Annotated in this window: 18 protein-coding genes; 13 read left to right on the forward strand and 5 right to left on the reverse strand. The window is 64.1% G+C overall.

What is annotated here, in order from left to right; all coding sequences use genetic code 11:
* Positions 1–11: 11 nt before the first annotated feature.
* The 3 genes from WHZ77_RS15470 to WHZ77_RS15480 form a co-directional block, all read right to left on the reverse strand.
* Positions 12–1,514, reverse strand: coding sequence for a sugar ABC transporter ATP-binding protein (locus WHZ77_RS15470; RefSeq protein ID WP_375314397.1), 1,503 nt, complete (start codon positions 1,512–1,514; stop codon positions 12–14).
* Positions 1,515–1,535: 21 nt separating this feature from the next.
* Positions 1,536–2,558: a sugar ABC transporter substrate-binding protein gene (locus WHZ77_RS15475; protein WP_375314398.1), complete on the reverse strand. Its 1,023-nt coding sequence runs from the start codon at positions 2,556–2,558 to the stop codon at positions 1,536–1,538.
* 138 nt (positions 2,559–2,696) lie between these two features.
* Positions 2,697–3,101: a globin domain-containing protein gene (locus tag WHZ77_RS15480; protein WP_375314399.1), complete on the reverse strand. Its 405-nt coding sequence runs from the start codon at positions 3,099–3,101 to the stop codon at positions 2,697–2,699.
* A gap of 481 nt (positions 3,102–3,582) precedes the next feature.
* On the opposite strand from WHZ77_RS15480, the gene WHZ77_RS15485 reads away from it, so the two are divergent.
* The 11 genes from WHZ77_RS15485 (at position 3,583) to WHZ77_RS15535 (ending at position 14,805) form a co-directional block, all read left to right on the forward strand.
* Positions 3,583–3,957 (forward strand): DUF2946 domain-containing protein, encoded by a 375-nt coding sequence (locus tag WHZ77_RS15485; RefSeq protein WP_375314400.1) that lies wholly within the window; start codon positions 3,583–3,585, stop codon positions 3,955–3,957.
* A gap of 95 nt (positions 3,958–4,052) precedes the next feature.
* Positions 4,053–6,452 carry a TonB-dependent receptor family protein gene (locus WHZ77_RS15490; RefSeq protein ID WP_375314401.1) on the forward strand — a complete coding sequence of 800 codons (2,400 nt, stop codon included), beginning with the start codon at positions 4,053–4,055 and terminating at the stop codon, positions 6,450–6,452.
* Positions 6,453–6,478: 26 nt separating this feature from the next.
* Complete coding sequence (locus WHZ77_RS15495) at positions 6,479–7,690, forward strand: sialidase family protein (protein WP_375314402.1); 1,212 nt, start codon at positions 6,479–6,481, stop codon at positions 7,688–7,690.
* Positions 7,687–8,184 (forward strand): TlpA disulfide reductase family protein, encoded by a 498-nt coding sequence (locus WHZ77_RS15500; RefSeq protein WP_375314403.1) that lies wholly within the window; start codon positions 7,687–7,689, stop codon positions 8,182–8,184. Before WHZ77_RS15495 ends, WHZ77_RS15500 begins: the two co-directional genes overlap by 4 nt.
* Before the next feature lie 28 nt (positions 8,185–8,212).
* The gene (locus tag WHZ77_RS15505) at positions 8,213–8,734 is read left to right on the forward strand and encodes a copper chaperone PCu(A)C (RefSeq protein ID WP_375314404.1); all 522 of its coding nucleotides are present in this window, start codon (positions 8,213–8,215) and stop codon (positions 8,732–8,734) included.
* Positions 8,734–9,168, forward strand: a complete 435-nt coding sequence (locus WHZ77_RS15510; RefSeq protein WP_375314405.1) for a hypothetical protein — start codon at positions 8,734–8,736, stop codon at positions 9,166–9,168. The genes WHZ77_RS15505 and WHZ77_RS15510 overlap by 1 nt, the downstream gene beginning before the upstream one ends.
* A 20-nt stretch (positions 9,169–9,188) precedes the next feature.
* Complete coding sequence (locus WHZ77_RS15515; protein ID WP_375314406.1) at positions 9,189–9,707, forward strand: YcnI family protein; 519 nt, start codon at positions 9,189–9,191, stop codon at positions 9,705–9,707.
* Positions 9,707–11,269 carry a copper resistance CopC/CopD family protein gene (locus WHZ77_RS15520; protein WP_375314407.1) on the forward strand — a complete coding sequence of 521 codons (1,563 nt, stop codon included), beginning with the start codon at positions 9,707–9,709 and terminating at the stop codon, positions 11,267–11,269. Before WHZ77_RS15515 ends, WHZ77_RS15520 begins: the two co-directional genes overlap by 1 nt.
* A 151-nt stretch (positions 11,270–11,420) precedes the next feature.
* Positions 11,421–12,740 carry a proline--tRNA ligase gene (gene proS, locus WHZ77_RS15525; protein WP_375314408.1) on the forward strand — a complete coding sequence of 440 codons (1,320 nt, stop codon included), beginning with the start codon at positions 11,421–11,423 and terminating at the stop codon, positions 12,738–12,740.
* 72 nt (positions 12,741–12,812) lie between these two features.
* The gene (locus tag WHZ77_RS15530; RefSeq protein WP_015685803.1) at positions 12,813–14,093 is read left to right on the forward strand and encodes a lipoprotein-releasing ABC transporter permease subunit; all 1,281 of its coding nucleotides are present in this window, start codon (positions 12,813–12,815) and stop codon (positions 14,091–14,093) included.
* A gap of 7 nt (positions 14,094–14,100) precedes the next feature.
* Positions 14,101–14,805 carry an ABC transporter ATP-binding protein gene (locus WHZ77_RS15535; protein ID WP_041748277.1) on the forward strand — a complete coding sequence of 235 codons (705 nt, stop codon included), beginning with the start codon at positions 14,101–14,103 and terminating at the stop codon, positions 14,803–14,805.
* Between the two features lie 130 nt (positions 14,806–14,935).
* On the opposite strand, the gene WHZ77_RS15540 is transcribed toward WHZ77_RS15535, so the two are convergent.
* Complete coding sequence (locus WHZ77_RS15540; protein WP_375314409.1) at positions 14,936–16,015, reverse strand: alcohol dehydrogenase catalytic domain-containing protein; 1,080 nt, start codon at positions 16,013–16,015, stop codon at positions 14,936–14,938.
* Between the two features lie 107 nt (positions 16,016–16,122).
* Here WHZ77_RS15540 and WHZ77_RS15545 point away from each other — a divergent pair, with 107 nt between their 5' ends.
* Positions 16,123–16,896, forward strand: a complete 774-nt coding sequence (locus WHZ77_RS15545) for a helix-turn-helix transcriptional regulator (protein WP_375314410.1) — start codon at positions 16,123–16,125, stop codon at positions 16,894–16,896.
* A gap of 55 nt (positions 16,897–16,951) precedes the next feature.
* On the opposite strand, the gene WHZ77_RS15550 is transcribed toward WHZ77_RS15545, so the two are convergent.
* Positions 16,952–17,467: a GNAT family N-acetyltransferase gene (locus tag WHZ77_RS15550; RefSeq protein WP_375314411.1), complete on the reverse strand. Its 516-nt coding sequence runs from the start codon at positions 17,465–17,467 to the stop codon at positions 16,952–16,954.
* A gap of 277 nt (positions 17,468–17,744) precedes the next feature.
* Here WHZ77_RS15550 and WHZ77_RS15555 point away from each other — a divergent pair, with 277 nt between their 5' ends.
* Positions 17,745–18,560, forward strand: a complete 816-nt coding sequence (locus WHZ77_RS15555; RefSeq protein ID WP_375314412.1) for an outer membrane protein — start codon at positions 17,745–17,747, stop codon at positions 18,558–18,560.
* Positions 18,561–18,637: the final 77 nt, after the last annotated feature.

Raw genomic sequence — 18,637 nt, forward strand, 5'->3', positions numbered from 1 at the left:
GTGCTTCTCCGTCACGCCGCTTCCAGCAGGCGGTCCTTGCTGACCGGCTCGTTCTTGAACTCCCGCACCAACGTGCCGCGCTTGAGCACGAGGATGCGGTCGGCCAGCGACAGCACCGTTTCCGGCTCGGTCGACAGCACGATGACGGCGAGCCCCCTGGCGCGGAGGTCGCGGACGATGTTGATGACGTCGTTCTTGGCGCCGACATCCATGCCGCGGGTCGGTTCGCACAGCACCAGAAGCTTGGGCGGATAGGTCAGCCATTTTGCCAGCGCGACCTTCTGCTGGTTGCCGCCCGAGAGCATGCCGAGGTCGAGGCCGACCACCGGCGGCCGGATCTGCAGTTGCTCGACCTGGCGTTTTGCGATCTCGCGCTCCTGCGCCGGCCTGAGCAGCAGGGACGAGATGCGATCGAGAATGCTGATCGAGATGTTCTTGTAGACCGGCTCCTGGTGGAACAGCATGTCGCGCCGGCTCTCCGGCACCAGCGCCACGCCCGCGCGCCGCGCCGCCGCCGTGCTGGCAAAGCTCCTCGGCTTGCCTTCGACCGCGAGCGTGCCGCCATCCGGCTTCAGCTTGCCGAACAGGATGCGCGACAGCTCCTGCTGGCCGCAGCCTATGAAGCCGTAAATGCCGAGCACCTCGCCGGCGCGCGCCTCGAAGGAGATGTCCTTCAGGCTGCGTGCCAGCGATAGCTGGTCGACCTTCAGGACGACCGAGCTGTCGACAGGCTGCGGCAGCATCAGGTCGTCGCTGTAGCTGTGCTCGAGGGCCTCGCCGCCGCGGCCGATCATGGCCTCGATCAGCGCGCCCTTGCTGGTGGCCGAGGCCGCGGTTTCGGCGACCTTCCGGCCATTGCGGAACACGGTCACCGTGTCGGACACGCGAAGAATGTCCTCGATGAAATGCGAGATGAAGACGATGGCCGTGCCTTCCTCGCGCAGCCGCCGCAGCGTTGCGAACAGCCGCTCGACCTCGGGCGGGGAGAGGGCGGAGGTCGGCTCGTCCAGGATGACGATGCGGGCGCCGGAGAACAGCACGCGCGCGATCTCGATCAGCTGCTGCAGTCCGATCGAGAGGTCGCCGAGCCGGCTCATCGGATCGACGTCGAGACCAAGCCGGGCAAGCTGTTCGCCGGCCTCTCGCGCCATCCGCCGCCACTGCACGAGGCCGAGGGCGTTGGTCGGCTGGTTGCCGAGGAACACGTTCTCGGCGACCGTGAGGTCGGGCGCGACCGAGAGCTCCTGATGCACCATGGCGATGCCGGCCGCGCGCGCATCGCGCGCCGAGCGGAAATGCGTTTCCTTTCCGTCGATCAGGAAGCGGCCGGAGAATTCGGTATGCACGCCGGCTATGATCTTCATCAGCGTGCTTTTGCCAGCGCCGTTCTCGCCGACGAGACCATGGATCTCGCCGGGGGAGAGCGCGAAGTCAACACCACGAAGCGCTTCGACGCCGCCGAAGCTCTTCGTGATGCCCTGTAGTTCCAGGATGGGCGAACGCATCTCGGGCATGGAAGCTCAGATCCTGGTCGCTCAGATCAGGAAATGATCCTGCATCCACTGCATGCCCGCAGCGTTGGCCTTGGTCACGACCGGGCCGTCGGTGACGACGTTCTTGGGGATGCCCTGTCCGCTCTTCTCGCCGCCGACCACGGCGGAGACGCCTGCGATGATGGCGCCGCCGTGGATGCGGCAGGACGGGTTGCGCACGGTCGCGAACATGCGGCCTTCGCTCACCGCCTGGATCGCCGGCGGCATGGCATCGACGCCGCCGATCAGGATGTTGGTGCGGCCCCGCGCCTTCATGATGTTGGCGGCGGCCAGCGCCATGTCGTCATTGTGGAAGAACGCCGCGTCGATCTGCGGATACTTGGTCAGATAGGTTTCCCAGAGCCGCGCGGTCTTCGAGACGTCCCAGTCGGCGGGCTGGGTGTCGAGCACCTCGATGCCGGGGAATTGCTTGACGACATTGTTGAAGCCTTTCGCGCGGCCCTGCGCGCCGGTGTGGCCAAGGGCTCCCTGCGTCATGATGATCTTGCCCTTGCCTCCCATGGCGTTGCACAGCGCCTGCGTCACCGAAGCGCCCATGAACTCGTTGTCGGGGGCGAGGAAGGAGTGAACGTTGATCTGGTCGAGCGGCGCAATCAGCGTGTCCATGTCGATGACGGGCGTGCCGGCGTCGATCATCTTCTGCACCGGCTGGGTGAGGGTGCCGATGCCGAAAGCCTGGATCGCGACGAAATCCCATTTCTGCGAGGCCATGTTGTCGATCGCCGCGCGTTGCTTCACCGCATCGAGCTGGCCGTCGAACCAGGTGACCTCGACATTGAACAGCTTGCCCCAGAATTCCGCGGCCTGCTTGCCCTGCGCGCACCAGGTGGCCTGGAGGCCTGCATTGGAGAAGGCCGCCTTCAGCGGCTTTTCGGATCGTCCGACTTCGGCTGCCAATGCGGGGTTTATGCCCAGGCTGCCGAGGATGGCAGCCCCGGCGCCGGCGGTCGCGGCCGCCTGAAGAAGATCGCGCCTCGTCGTCGAGAAATCTTTCGTCCCGGACATCGTTCGCTCCCATAATATCTTGTCGTCGGCGCGTCATTGATTGCGCGACCGATCTCGGAAAGTCTCTCACAAGAGTTGTTGCCACTCAATCTGCAATCAACCGCGAGATCGCCGGATCCCTTGGTGCAGCGCAAAGCGCTACGCCGCGATGCCAGCGAAGGCGTCGATCTCGGCGAGCAATGCGTCCCAAGCCTGCGCCATCGCGGGCGACCATTGATCGCCGAGCAACTCGCGCAGGGTATCCCTGATCACGGCGAAGAACGCGATGAACAGCTCGCGCGGGGTGCCGTAGCCGTCGTGCGAGACGACCTCGCAGGCGATCAGCCGGAACGGCCCGCGACGCTCGCCGGCGAAATCGAGAATCGCCTCGATCGTCAGCGCAAGCATCGAGCCCTTCACGAGCGCGCTGCCTTGCGAGCGGAACATCGCCTGCGTTTCGGGATGCTCTGTGAACAGACGTTGGTAGACGAGCGGCGTGAGATCCGCGCAGTGCGAGGCCGCGAGTTCGAAGCTGTTTTCGATCGGATTAGGGGAAACATTCATTGGCGCTTCAGCGCTACAGACAAAAAAAGAGCGGGGCCCTAGCCCCGCTCGAAAATTGTGTCGACCCTATTATCCCCGATTCTAAGATTTGCTCTTGATTGACGGGGCGACGCTGCGTTTTGCGCGCCAGGGGCTCCTCCCGAGACTTGGACCACCAGACTTTGACCTCGCGGCTAGCCTGAGCAAGAGGGATGCTAGATCAACTTTTCTCACTTGTCATCATTTTCGGCAACGATTGTTCAAAATTAGAGCAGCTGACGAAATGATCGGGCTGTCTACGGTGTAACCGTATGACAAATATAAGAAATCTGTGGAGGAGCCAGGCTTGTGCATCTGCCTCAAATGCCGGACGTCTTCGCTTATGAGGCGGCCGGACCACAATTTTCGAGAAATTTGCGCCCGGCCAAGAAGCCGGCGGAACTGACCTCGACTCAGGTCCCGGCGCAGTGTTTAGTTAGCGCACGAACGAATGGTTCGGCGGATGCGCGCACGGCTGCAAAAATTCCTTCCCCTGGTCCTGCTCGCCTTGGCGATGCAGGTGCTGGCCCCGATCGCTGCCTGTCTGGCGGCCGGCCAGGCCGTGGCCGATCCGCTGTCTGCCGCCGTCATCTGCCACAGCGCGGGCGAGCAGAGCAGCCCGACCGACCAGAGTGGCGCGCCGACCGCACATGGCGCGGCGTGCGCGCTCTGCTGTCTGGCGCAGGCCAACGCCTCGCTCGATTCGCCGCCGCACACGGCGCTCACCAGTCCCTTCCGCCACGCAGAGCGCGTGGTGTGGCATGTGGCGGATGCGTCCGCCATCGTAGCCCATAGGGGCACAAGCGCCCAGGCGCGCGCGCCTCCGCACTTCTCCTGACCTAGCGACAAACCGAACCATTGGCGCGCGATCTGGCTGCGCCGGTGGCGTGCTCAACGGACCGGCCGAAGTGCCGGATGTCAGGAATTCAAGTGATGTTACGCATTCGTGCGATCGGCGGCGCGAGCTTGCCCGTGCTTTGCGGGGTGCTGTCCTCGATCGGCTCCGACGCGCTCGCCCAGGCTACCCCGCAGGCGCTCCCCCCGGTGACGATCGAGGCGCCGCAGGCCGCCCGTCCGAAACCCGTCACGCGGTCGTCGAGGCCTCGCTCTGCTTCGGCCGGTCGTGTGGCGAGGCCCGTTACGCCGAGCGCGAGTGTCAGCGTACCGACCCAGAACAGGGCCGTGACCGCCAGCGCAGCCCGAGATGGTCTCAATCAGGCTCCTGCCGGCCAGACCGCCACGACCATCGATCGCAGCCAGTTCGAGAACCGACCGGCGTTCTCGGTGAGCGATGTCCTGCGCGACAGTCCGGGCATTTCGATCAAGCAGGGCAACGGCCCGCGCGATTTCGGCATCTCGATTCGTGGATCCAATGCCCGGAACGGCTTCGGCATCCGCAATCTCGTCATCTTCGAGGACGGCTTCCCGGTAACCCAGCCGGACGGCCTGTCGCGCAGCGACCTGATCGATCCGCATGCCTATGGCGCCATCGACGTCGTTCGCGGGCCTTCGTCAGCGCTCTACGGCAATTACGCAACCGGCGGCGCACTCAATTTCCGGACGCGGCCGGGCGGCACGATCGACGGCGTTGAATATGGCGTCGACGGCGGAAGCTATGGCTACTTCAACAACTATCTGGCGGCCGGCAAGAAGGTCGGGAATTTCGAGGGCTCGCTGTTCGCAAGCGACACGCGCGGCGACGGCTATATCGGCAACAGCTGGTTCAATACACAGACCGTCAACTTCCTCGGAACGCTCAAGGCGACGCCGGACGACCGCTTCACGGTCAAGATCATCAACAACGACCTCAGCACGCGGCTGCCCATCCGGCAGTCGCTGAACCAGTACTACACCAATCCCTTCCAGCAGGGATGCGCGACCGGCGTCACGGCCGCGGCCGGATGCGGCACGGTCACGCTGAACAACAACGGCTTCAACCCGACCGCCGGAACCGACAAGGAGACGGCCGTGCAGGCCGGGCTCGGCCGCAACGACCGCCGCACAATCGTCGGCGGCCGGTGGGAGCATGATTTCGACAACACCACGACCTGGCGCAACCAGTTCGTCTTCGACGACAGGAACATCAGTCAGCCGACCGGCGCGACCAGCGCGATCGGCGATTTTCCGTCGTACAATTACATGAGCGATCTCACCAAGCGCGGCGAGATCCTTGGATTGGAGTCGACCGCGTTCTTCGGCGCCTTCTACAATACGCTGACGGCATCGAGTGACACTCGAAACGTGATGCCGGGAGGGAATGGCACGCTCGGCAGGCTGTCCAGCAATCTCTATAGCGAAACGACCAATTATGGCGTGCGCGCGCGGGATGAGCTCAAGCTGACGACCTCGTTGACGGCGGTTGCGGGCGTTGGCTGGGAAACCACCGTTCTGAAAGGAATAAACACGGCCTATTCGTACGCCGGACCCACGGGCATCACCACGATAACGCCCACAACCGCGGACCGGCAGTTTCAAAATACCGCACCGGAGCTGGCGCTGCTCTACAATCTCAACAACGAGTGGCTGTTCCGAGGACGCGTCGCCACGGGATACGGCACGCCGCAGGTTTCGAATCTGTTCGTGGTTCAGACGGGATTATCGGGCAACAACACCCAGCTCCAGGCCCAGAAAAATCTCGGCTACGACATCGGGTTTGATTGGACGCCGAATAACATGCTTAAGCTCAGCGCCACCGGCTTCTACGAGTTCTTCCGCAACGAAATCGTCACCCAGGCAACTCAGACCACTGGTGTGACCTATTCGTTCAACGCACCGCGATCGGAGCACCGCGGCATCGAGCTAGCCGCCGACTGGAAGTTTTATCCAGGCTGGCGGTTCATGGCGGCATACACCTATCTCGACGAGGTCTACACCGACTACGTCGAGAACATCACCAAGGGTGCTGTGTTCAGTTTCAACCGGGCAGGCAACAAAATCCCCGGCGTCTCTCCCAACGAGCTCACGGCCCGGGTTGGCTACGACGAATCCGCCGGGCCGCTGGCGGGCCTCGGAGGCTTCGTCGAGGTCCAGTGGAAGGACTCATTCTACATGGACAATGCAAATCTGCTGAAGGCGCCAGATTATGAGCTGGTCAATTTGAACGTCCACTACAAGACCGATCTGGTGTCCGACACTTTTAGATCCCTGAACCTGTTCCTCGAGGTCAGAAATGTGTTCGACCGCACCTACGTTGCGTCGGCAAACAATATCGCCAACACGGTTTCGACGACCGGAGTTCAAGATCCTGCGAGCACGCTCGCAAACACGACGGGATCGATCTATGCGGGCTCGCCGCGCACGTTCGTTGCGGGTATGAAGGTGGCGTTCAAATGATCCGGGCTCTCGAAGGGAGTCGGCCCATGCTCCGAAGCGGCTTGCTCGGGATCTTCGCTCTGGCATTCCTGCATGGCGCGGCGTTCGCGCAGATGCACGGTCAGCACGCGTCGGAAGCGGCGTGTGACGAGCAGACGTTGCGCTGCGCAACCAAGGCGACGCCGACATTCGGTCCAGACGGAACGCTGTGGCTTGCCTGGATGGCGGGAGGGCAGGTATCGGTCGCGAGTTCGCGGGATGCGGGGCGCAGTTTCTCGGCCCCCGTCCAGGTCACCACCACGCGGCTGAATCTCGACTGGGGGCCGGACGCGCGGCCGAAGATCGTGGTCGATCGCAAGGGCGGCATTGCTCTGGCATTCTCGATCTTCAGGGACGAGGCGTTCAACGGCCAAGTGCTCTACACGCGCTCCGGCGATGGTGGGAAGAGCTTTGCCGAGCTGAAGCCCATCACCGCAAACGCAGAGAGCCAGCGTTTTGAGGCGCTGGCGCTCGATCAGGACGGGACGATCTTCGCGGCCTGGCTCGACAAGCGCAATCGTGTCCCCGCAAAGGAGTCGGGACGGAAGTACGAGGGGGCAGGGCTGTTCTTTGCCTCGTCGCGCGATGGCGGCGCTACCTACGCAGCGGCCAGCCTCGCGCGCGACAACACCTGCGAATGTTGCCGATTGGGGTTGGCGTTCGCGGCGCCGGGGCGGCCGGCCGTGATCTTCAGGAACATTTTTGACGGCGGCGTGCGTGATCATGCCGTCATGACATTCACCGATGTCTCGACACCGGGGGAAATCCATCGGGTCAGCAACGACGATTGGCAGATCAACGCCTGCCCGCACCACGGGCCGAGCCTCACCGTTGCACCGAACGGAACCTATCACGTCGCCTGGTATACGAATGGGAAGGCGCGGAAGGGATTGTTCTACGCGCACTCGCGCGACGAAGGCCGCACATTCTCTGCGCCCGTGGGAATCGGGCAGCCGGGCCGCAATCCGACGCGTCCCTTTGTGCTCGCAGGTCCCGCTGGGACGGTGATGGTGTGGAAGGAGTTCGACGGCGAGAAGACTTCGGTTCAGATGACGATTTCGCGCGACGATGGCGACACGTGGTCGCCGCCGAAGACGATATCGAGCACGACCGACACCTCCGACCATCCCTTGCTGATTTCCAATGGCCGACAGACCTATCTGTCATGGATGACGAAGGCGGACGGCTATCGCCTTACAGCGATCGAGGACCAACCATGACACGTCGATTTGCAGGCATTCTGGGTCTGGGTATCCTGATCGCATCGGTGGCCGCGCTCGGGGCGGCGCCGGCCCTGAAACCGTTCGAGCGCGGTACCTGGCAGAGCGTTCTCAGGGGGCATGCGGGCCGTCCGACGCTCGTGCATTTCTGGGGCGTGACCTGTGGTCCCTGCAAGGTCGAGCTGCCGCTGCTCGGGCAGTTTGCGAAGGACCACCCGGGAATCGATGTGGTCACGATCAGCGCCGATCTCGTGCCGAACCTGCCGGCGGCGACGCAATCGATGCTCGACAGGGCTGGGCTGTCGTCCACCGAGAATTTCATCTTCAATGACGGTTTTGTCGAGCGTTTGAGGTTCGAGATCGATCCCGCCTGGCAGGGCGACATCCCCAGGACCTTGCTGGTCTCCCGGGACGGGACCGTCACGACGATCGAAGGGTCCGCTGAAATGGTCGATCTCGAAAAATGGTCGGCCCAACAACTCTCCACACACTGACATTCAATCTGCAAACGGGAAGACTGATATGAAGACGATCTTGAAAGATGTGATGTTCGCGGCGTTCGCACTGGCGCTCTGCGCTGCACCAGCCGCGGCCGACGACGTCAAGGCGGGTGATCTCGTCATCTCGCAGGCGTGGAGCCGGGCGACGCCGGGCGGCGCCAAGGTTGCCGGTGGCTATCTCACCATCGAGAACAAGGGTGCGGCGGCCGACAGGCTGATCGGCGTGTCCGCCGATATCGCGGGGAAGGCCGAAGTCCATGAGATGGCGATCGACAATGGCGTGATGAAGATGCGTCCGCTCGACAAGGGCCTCGTCATTGATCCCGGCAAGACGGTGAAGCTCGCCCCCGGCGGTTATCATCTGATGCTCCAGGAGCTGAAGGGCGCGTTCAAGCAGGGCGACAAGGTCCCGGTGACGCTTCAGTTCGAGAAGGCCGGCAAGGTCGCCGTCTCCCTCGATGTGCAGGGCGTCGGCGCGCAGGTGCCCGGCGACGGCGGGCACATGATGAAGAAGATGCCGGATCATTCGGGAATGAAGATGTGATGAAACCGATCAAGGCTCCGATGACCTCGCGTCGAACCATCACGGGCCTCGTGCTCGGAGCGGCCGCGTTGCTGTCGGTTGCGGCGACACCGCTTGCGGCGGCGACCGACGACGACAGCTTCTTCACCCATCTGCACACCGATAAGGCGATGGCCAATGTCACGGTCTCGCCGGGCCGCGCCGGCCCGGTCGAGATCGCCATCCAGCTCGAGACGACGGACGAGGCGCCGCTCACGGCCAAAGCCGTGTCGGTGACGCTCGTGGAGTCACAGACCGGCAGGAAGCTCGCGCCGGTCGAGGCTTCGCGGGACGGCGAGGACAGCTGGCACGTGAAGGTCGCGCCATTGACGCCGGGACGCTGGATGCTGGGTCTCGGAATTTCGATCTCCGAGGCAGATCATGTCAGCATCGAATCTCCGATCCTGATCAAATGACCACGTTGAGGAGGACGACCATGTCGAAGCGATCCTGCCTGTTTCTGATCGCCGCGCTCACCGCATCGCCCGCCGCGGCGCATATCACCCTCGAGACCAAGCAGGCGACGGTCGGCTCGTACTACAAGGCTGTCTTCGCCGTCCCGCACGGTTGCAAGGGCTCGCCCACTGTGAAGATCCGTGTGCAGATTCCGGAAGGCGTGATCGCGGTGAAGCCGATGCCGAAGGCGGGCTGGAGCGTCGATGTGGTCGAGGGCAAATATGCCGCTGAATACGATTATCACGGCAACAAGCTTTCCTCCGGCGTCAAGGAAGTCGCCTGGTCCGGCGGCAAGCTGCCGGACCATAATTACGACGAGTTCGTCATCAGCAGCTTCCTCACGGGCGGCCTGAAGCCGAACACGACGCTGTATTTCCCAATCGTGCAGGAATGCGAGACCGGAGTCAGCCGCTGGATTGAGATCCCCGTGGAGGGGGCAAAGCATTCGCACGAAGGCAATTCGCCGGCGCCCGGCCTGAAGCTGTTGCCAAAGCCCTGATGCGCCTGCTCGCCGCGCTTGCGACGCTGCTCCTCGTTGTTGGCTTTGCAACCGGGGTGTGGGCGCATGCGGCGCTTGTCTCGGTCGAGCCGGCGAGCGGCAGCATGCTTGCGAGCGCGCCGAAGGCGGTGGAACTGCGCTTCAACGAGGTGGTGACTTCAGGCGCGATCCGACTGATCGACGGCGCGGGCAGGGCGCGGGACGACGCCCGCGTCAGCGCATCGGGTGAAACCATCTCGGTTGCGATGCCGCCGGACCTGCCGCAGGGCACCGCGGTCTTGAGCTATCGCGTGATCTCGCAGGATGGCCATCCCATCGCCGGATCGGTGTTCTTCTCGATCGGTATGCCGACGGGGACGCAGGCTCCGGCCAATGCCGACGGCGGGTTGAATGTGCTGATCTGGCTGGCGCGGGTCGGTCTCTATCTCGGGCTGTTCGTCGGCGTCGGCGGCGTGTTTTTTGCGAGATGGATCGCGTGGGCGATGACCGGCATGACCGTCCCGCGCGTGGCGCTTGTGGTCGGACTTCCCTGCGCCGTTGCCTCTCTCGGTGTGTTGGGCCTCGATCTCCTGGGCCTGCCGCTGGCGGCACTCGCGACGGCCGCGCCCTGGAAAGTCGCATTCGCGACTAGCGCCGGTCCCGCATTGCTGGTCGCCATGGCTGCGATGCTGTGCGCTCTGCTGGCGCTGCGCGGCGCATGGTACGCGCGTGCGCTTGCGATCGTCGCCTTCGTCGGCGTCGGCCTGTCGCTCGCCATGACCGGGCACGCGGCCACGGCGCCGCCGGAGGCGCTGACCCGGCCGGCGATCTTTCTTCATGGCCTCGGCGTCACCATCTGGATCGGTGCTCTCGCGCCGCTGGCCACGCTGGTGTCGAGGCCGACGGTCGCGACGCTTTCTGTCGTGAACCGCTTTTCCCGCCTTGCCGCGCTCGCGGTCGGCGTGCTGGCCGTGACCGGCCTTGCGCTGGCGTTCGTCCAGATCGAAAAGCCGTCTGCGCTGGTCGAGACCCGCTACGGCCAGATCCTCTCGGTCAAGCTCGCGCTTGTCATCCTGCTGCTGGGACTTGCCGCACTCAATCGGTTCCGGCTGACGCCGGCCCTGGCGCGGGGGGAAAAGGCTGCGTCCATCCTCAGGCGCGCGATCCTGCTGGAATGCGCCATCGCGCTGACGATCTTTGCTGTCGTCGCCGGCTGGCGCTTTACGCCGCCGCCACGAACCATCATTCCGGAGACGCCGCTGGCGATCCACATCCATGGCGACAAGGCGATGTTCCAAGTGCTGGTCTCGCCGGGCAAGGCAGGCGTCGACGATTTCGTGCTCCAGCTCATGACCGGCGAGGGGGCGCTGCTCAAGGCCGGGGAGGTGACCCTGACGCTGAGCCTGCCCGAACGAGGCGTCGAGCCGATGAAGCGGGACGCCTCGCTGGGGCCGGACGGCTACTGGCATGTGCGCAAGGTCGAGCTGCCCTTTGGCGGTCGCTGGCATGTGCGGATCGACGCGCTGGTGAGCGATTTCGAGAAGATCACGCTGGAGGACGAACTCGACGTTGCGCCGCCTTGAGGCGTATCGTTGCGGCTCAAGCTGAACCTCAAGCCAACGGAAAAATGACAGGAATTCCGTCGCCTTAGCGGCTTTTCCTCATTCCCGGTCTTGTGTTTTCGCTCTCAATCCGGTTTCACTGCAGGCGATCACTGATTCCCAGAGTATTGCCATGCGGTTGTCGCGGTTCTTTCTGCCCATTCTGAAGGAAAATCCGAAAGAGGCGGAGATTGTCTCGCATCGCCTGATGCTCCGCGCCGGCATGATCCGCCAGGAAGCGGCTGGCATCTATGCCTGGCTGCCGCTCGGGTTTCGGGTGCTGAAGAAGATCGAGCAGATCGTTCGCGAAGAGCAGGACCGCGCCGGTGCGCTGGAACTGCTGATGCCGACGCTCCAACTCGCGGATCTCTGGCGTGAGAGCGGGCGCTACGACGCCTATGGTCCGGAGATGCTGCGCATCGCCGACCGCCACAAGCGCGAGCTGCTGTACGGGCCGACCAACGAGGAAATGATCACCGAGATCTTCCGCGCCTACGTCAAGTCCTACAAGAGCCTGCCGCTCAATCTCTATCATATCCAATGGAAATTCCGCGACGAGCAGCGTCCGCGTTTCGGCGTGATGCGCGGCCGTGAGTTCCTGATGAAGGACGCCTATTCCTTCGACCTCAACGAGGCTGCAGCGCGCGTCGCCTACAACAAGATGTTCGTCGCCTATTTGCGCACTTTCGCGCGGATGGGACTGAAGGCGATCCCGATGCGCGCCGAGACCGGCCCGATCGGCGGAGATCTCAGCCACGAATTCATCGTGCTGGCCGAGACCGGCGAATCCGGCGTCTTCATCAATCGCGACGTGCTGGACCTGCCGGTGCCGGGCGAGGACGTCGATTACGAGGCCGATCTGACGCCGATCATCAAGCAGTGGACCTCGGTCTACGCTGCCACCGAGGACGTCCACGACGCCGCGCGGTTCGAGCGGGAAGTGCCGGAAGCCAAGCGGCTGAACACCCGCGGCATCGAGGTCGGCCAGATATTCTATTTCGGCACCAAATATTCCGACGCGATGAAGGCGCTGGTGGCCGGCCCTGACGGCGTCGACGTGCCGATCCATGGCGGCTCCTATGGCGTCGGCGTCTCGCGCCTGCTCGGTGCCATCATCGAGGCCTGCCATGACGATGCCGGCATCAAATGGCCCGAAGCGGTCGCCCCGTTCCGCGCCGTGGTGCTGAATCTCAAGCAGGGCGATGCCGCGGTCGATGCAGCCTGCGAGAAGCTCTACGCCGAACTCACCGCCAAGGGCGTCGATGTGCTCTACGACGACACCGACCAGCGCGCCGGCGCCAAATTCGCTGCGGCCGACCTGATCGGCATTCCCTGGCAGATCATGATCGGGCCGAAGGGACTTGCCGACGGCAAGATCGAGCTGAAGCGGCGCGCCGACGGCACACGCGAGAATCTGTCGCCTGCGGACGTGATTGCCCGGCTGGTCGCCTGAATAGTGTTCATCGCGCGATAATGGGCCGGCAATCCGGCCACAATTGACCCCGAATCATGGGATTATCAAGCGATGGATGAAACCATGACCGAGACCAAGCCAACCGCGCCTTTTGCGCCCTTCGAGTGGATGCTGTCGGCGCGCTATCTGCGCGCACGCCGCAAGGAGGGATTCATCTCGGTCATCGCCGGGTTCTCCTTCCTCGGCATCATGCTGGGCGTCGCGACGCTGATCATCGTAATGGCGGTCATGAACGGCTTCCGCAAGGAGCTGCTCGACAAGATCCTGGGGCTGAACGGCCACATCCTGGTGCAGCCGCTGGAATCGCCGCTGACCGACTGGAAGGACGTCGCCGACCGCCTCAGCCAGGTTCAGGGCATCCGGCTGGCTGCTCCCGTTGTGGACGGCCAGGCGCTGGCGTCCTCGCCGTGGAACGCCTCGGGCGTGCTGGTGCGGGGCATTCGCTCCGACGACCTCAACAACCTCACCTCGATCGCCAAGAACATCAAGCAGGGCTCGCTGGAAGGCTTCGACGACGGGCAGGGGGTCGCGATCGGCCGGCGCCTCGCCGACCAGCTGTCGCTGCATGCGGGCGACAGCATCACGCTGGTGGCGCCGAAGGGCGCAGTCACGCCGATGGGCACGACGCCGCGCATCAAGCCCTACAAGATCGTCGCGGTGTTCGAGATCGGCATGTCCGAATATGACCTCGGCTTCGTGTTCATGCCGCTTGCGGAGGCGCAGGCCTATTTCAACCGCAGCAATGATGTCACCTCGATCGAGGTGTTCACCACTAATCCCGATCAGATCGTCGCCTTCCGCAAGGCGGTGACGGAGGCCGCGGGCCGGCCGGTTTTCCTGGTCGACTGGCGGCAGCGCAACTCGACCTTCTTCAACGCGCTCCAGGTCGAGCGCAACGTGATGTTCCTGATCCTGACCATGATCGTGCTGGTCGCGGCGCTCAACATCGTCTCCGGCCTGATCATGCTGGTGAAGGACAAGGGGAGCGACATCGCGATCCTTCGCACCATGGGGGCCTCGCAGGGCTCGATCATGCGCATCTTCCTGATCACGGGCGCATCGATCGGCGTGGTCGGTACGCTGGTCGGCTTCGTCGTCGGCCTCCTGATCTGCCTGAACATCGAATCGATCCGGCAGTTCCTGTCCTGGCTGACCAGCACTGAGCTGTTCTCGCCGGAGCTTTATTTTCTGTCGAAACTGCCTGCCGAGATCGACGTCGGCGAGACCACGGCCGTCGTCATCATGGCGCTGACGCTGTCGTTCCTTGCGACGCTCTACCCGTCGTGGCGCGCCGCGCGCCTCGATCCCGTCGAAGCGCTGCGGTATGAGTGAGGGGCTGATGGAGCAGCAGCAGGGGGCGGAAGATGTACCGGTCATCTATCTCCACGAGATAAAGCGGCAGTACTTGCAGGGCGAGGTGCCGCTGACGATCCTCGACGGCGCCAAGCTCGCGCTGTGGGCCGGCCAGTCGGTCGCGCTGGTGGCGCCGTCGGGCTCGGGCAAGTCGACGCTGCTGCACATCGCGGGGCTGCTCGAAGCCCCCGATTCCGGCGAGGTCTACGTCAATGGCGCGCCGACCTCGCAACTGCCCGACATCGAGCGCACCCAGCTTCGCCGCACCGACATCGGCTTCGTCTACCAGTCGCACCGGCTGCTGCCGGAGTTCTCGGCGCTGGAGAACGTCATGATGCCACAGATGATCCGCGGCCTGAAGAAGTCCGAGAGCGTCAAGCGCGCCAAGGAGATCCTTGGCTATCTCGGCCTCGGCGACCGCATCACCCATCGCCCGGCCGAGCTGTCGGGCGGTGAGCAGCAGCGCGTCGCGATCGCCAGGGCGGTTGCGAACGCGCCGCGGGTGCTGTTCGCGGACGAGCCGACCGGCAACCTCGACCCACACACCGCGGACCACGTGTTCCAGGCGCTGATGCAGCTCGTCAAGGCGACCCAGGTCTCGATGCTGATCGCGACCCACAACATGGAACTCGCCGGCCGTATGGACCGCCGCGTGTCGCTGTCGAACGGCCAGGTCGTCGAGCTCGAATAACAAAAACGCGAAAACAACCCCATGCACAGTAGCCGGCCTTGACCGGCTTTGAGCGGGGTGACGCTGTCCAGTCCTTTGACATGGCAGGCAAACCCGCCGCGACGGCGCATCGCCGGGGCGGGCAGGTCAGTCACGGCCGGATCACCGTCATGCCGAACGGGCCGGCGTTAGCGGCCGCATAGGCCACGGCCTCGTTGGCGTGGTCGAGATCGAAGGCTGTCGTCTCGTAGTGATCGAGGCACAGCAGCCCTGCGCGCACCAGCGCGATCAGGCGGACGGCCGCATCCGGTGGATACATCCAGACGCCGTGGATGGTGATGCATTCGCGCATGATCCAATTATAGGGCAGCTCGAGGCCCGCGCCGCCCTGCATGTTGACGCCGCCCATCAGCACCACGCGGCCGTAAGGACGCACCGTCATGATCGCGGCGCGCGCCACCGTCGTCGAGACCGAAGGCGGCATGATATCGAGCACGCAATCGATCGGGCCAGGTGCGGCGCGCTTCATGCGCGCGCAGTCTTCGGCCTCGTTGCCCGTCAGCTTCACCGGCCTGACGCGCTCGCCGTAACGGCGCACGAGTTCGGCCAGCATCGTCTCGTTGCGTCCCGGCGCCACGACGCAGGCTGCGCCCATCGCCAGCGCCACCGCCACGGCGGCGCTGCCGAAATTGCCGGTCGCGCCGCTCACCAGCACGGTCTCGCCAGGCTGGAGTTTGGCGGCGAGGAAACCGCCATACGGCACCAGCATGTTGCCCAGCGCGCACCATTGGCCGGCCTCCGTCGCGCTGATCTGGCCGAGCCGCGTCACGTTCTCCGTCGGCAGCCTCATCTGCTCGGCGAACGAGCCGTCGTGAAAATATTTCTGCAGCCGCATGCCGCCTTCGCCGCGGGCGCTCACGCCCTGCAGGTGAATGTCTGGAGCGATCGCATCGTCGCGCGCGCGTACCGTCGGTCCGCACAGCACCCAGTCACCGACGGCAAGTTTCGTCGCGTCCGGACCGGTCGCGCGCACGCGGCCGACCCCGCCCGCGCCGGGCACGACGGGGAGATCCAGCGCGTATTTGCGCTCCCCGCTCAACACCTCGTTGGTATACGACACGACGCGGGTGGCAACGATATCGACGATCACCTCGCCGGTGCCGAGCACCGGGGCGGGCACGTCCTCGATCGCTAATGGGGATCCGAAGGATTTGAGTACGGCAGCTTTCATGATGTTCACCTCTAGTCGGGTGAAGCCCATATGCGCCGGCTTTGACAGGACAAGAAGGCCTGGTATTATCCTAGTATTCCTAAAGCCCTCCATCACAGGAGCACGCCATGGCCGACCCACGCCGCGTCGAATTCGGCGACTTCCTGCGGTCCCGCCGCGAAAAGCTGACGCCCAAGACGGTCGGTCTGCCCGCGGGCAGCCGGCGCCGCACCACGGGGCTCCGCCGCGAGGAGGTCGCGCAGCTCGCCGGCATCGGCGTCGACTGGTACATCCGGCTCGAGCAGGGCCGCACCGTCAGCCCGTCCGTCACCACCGTCGACGCGCTGGCCCGTGCATTGCGCCTCAGCAAGACCGAGCACGCCCATCTGAAGGCGCTGGCGCGCGACGGCGACAAGCGCGCGTTCACGCGCGAGGTCGTGCCGCCGCCGATCCAGCGGCTGGTCGAGAGCCTGCCGCATCCGGCCTACATCACCGGGCGGCGCTGGGATGTGCTGGCCTGGAACGAAGCTGCCGAGCAGGTGTTCGCGTTTGGGCGATTGCCGGAGGGAGATCGCAACACGATGCTGCTGATGATGACCAACAAGCAGACCCGCAAGGCCTACGGCGCCGGCTGGGCGGAGGTCGCCAAGCGCATGGTCGCGATGTTCCGCGCCACCCACGACGTCTGGGCCGGCGATCCCGCGTTTGCGGAATTGCTGACGCGGCTGCGGCAGGGCAGCCCGGAATTCGTCAAATGGTGGGAAGCCCACGAGATCCGCTCGACCGCCTCGGGCCTGAAGACGATGTCGCATCCGACGCTCGGCGTGCTGCATTTCGAGCACACGAGCTTTCAGGCCAATGACGATCCCGCGCTGAAGCTGGTGATCTATACGCCGGTGTGAGGAGAGGGAGCAGGACGCGTACTCGCGAATTCAGCCAGGCGGCGAGTTACTGCCGTCAACCTCGATCGATCATCCAGCGGTTGACCGCCTGGTGGAAGTTGAGAGGGCCCGGCACGGTCATGTGAGTCTTGACGTAGGTGAAACCCGCCTTTTGAAGGGTGCGGTTCGGAGCCACATTGAACGCATTGGGCTCACAGAAGAGTTGCTTCAACTCCAGAATCTGGAAGTAGAGTTCGACGGTCCTTCGGACACACTCCACGCCGATCCCCTGCTTGCGTAGCGAGGCATCCGTGATGTGTAGATGCATATTTGCGTGTTGGCCAATGCGGATCTTGTCGGCGGTCGAAAACCCCAGGAACTTGTCGTCGGAGAGCCAGCTTACCAGAAAACCGCCTCTTTGCTCGACAGGCCGGTCGAACATTTGCTCGTAAAGTCTCTGCCATTGTGATGCCGGTGGCAGTCGTGTCGGGTCGACCCCGAGCGTTTCCAGATGCTCCGGCGTCGCTGTGTGGAAATACTCAATGATCAGCGCAGTTTCCTGCAGAGTCATCGGTCGAACGGTGATGGCCATCGGGCAGCCCCTACGATCGGTGGGCGCTTCAGAAACAGCCATCTGAAAAATAGAGAAGTCGCGGCCGGAAAGCAATTGGCGAGCTGTCCCGTAGACGCACCCTTGGCCGACAGGGCGCGTCCCCTCGCGAGGCATCGTCATGACGCAACACGGTGTGCTCCGCAGTGCGCTATCGTCCTGGTCCGGTCGCCATTGTCCAAGACACCGCCGTCGTCACCGGCGCATCAATGAAGGGAGATTCGCGCGCCATTGGTCATGCGGCTTTCCAGGGGATGTCGTGAAGAAGCTGATGAAATGTGTTGTCGTCGCCGCTGCGCTCGCCGCGGCGCCGGCCTATGCGGGAGAGGCGCCGGTCCGCAACTGGAATGGTGTCTACGTCGGTGCAAACATCGGTGGTGGGTGGGGCAGCAATAGCGTCGGCTATGCGCCGAACGATCCACAGGCCGTCAATCTATTTGGCGCAGGTGGCAAGCCACCCCCTGCCGCGTTCGACTTTTCGGGCGTCCTGGGCGGTGTTCAGGTTGGTTATAATCACCAGTTGAGCAGCGCCTGGCTCATCGGAGTCGAGGCGGATTTTGATGGCTCTGGCGTGAGCGGCTCCGGCTCGACCAGCGGGGTCTTTGCACCTTACTACACGGCTCCATTCAACGCGCCGGTCCAGCAACGGCTCGACTGGTTCGGCACGCTGAGAGCGCGGTTGGGCTATCTGCCGACGAACAATCTTCTGGTCTACGGCACCGCAGGACTTGCCTACGGTCGCGTCGTTCAAAGCGGAAGCTGGGACACGAATACGCCGTTCGCCTTTGGCGGAGGCGCCTATGACGTCAATTGCTTTGGTGGAAATCCGTCGTGCTTGGCCGGATCGTCGAGCAGGGTCGCCACGGGTTGGACCGCCGGCGCGGGCCTGGAATATGCTGTTCTGCCCGACTGGACGCTGAGGGCCGAATACCTTCACGTGAGCCTGGCCGGCGGCTCGACGACCGAGACCGTGCTCGGGGATACCGCGGGCGCCTTGCCCTCGTCCTTCAATGCAGCCTTCGGCCGCATCAGTCTCAATACCGCGCGCATCGGGCTGAGCTATCAATTCCGATAGGGTCGCGCGGCTACAGCAAGGCGCTCTCAGGTTTCCACAGCGTCATGGCCGGGATTGTCCCGGCCAAGTCCGGCCGC

Source organism: Bradyrhizobium sp. A5, from assembly GCF_042076515.1.
Taxonomy (GTDB): Bacteria; Pseudomonadota; Alphaproteobacteria; order Rhizobiales; family Xanthobacteraceae; genus Bradyrhizobium; species Bradyrhizobium cosmicum.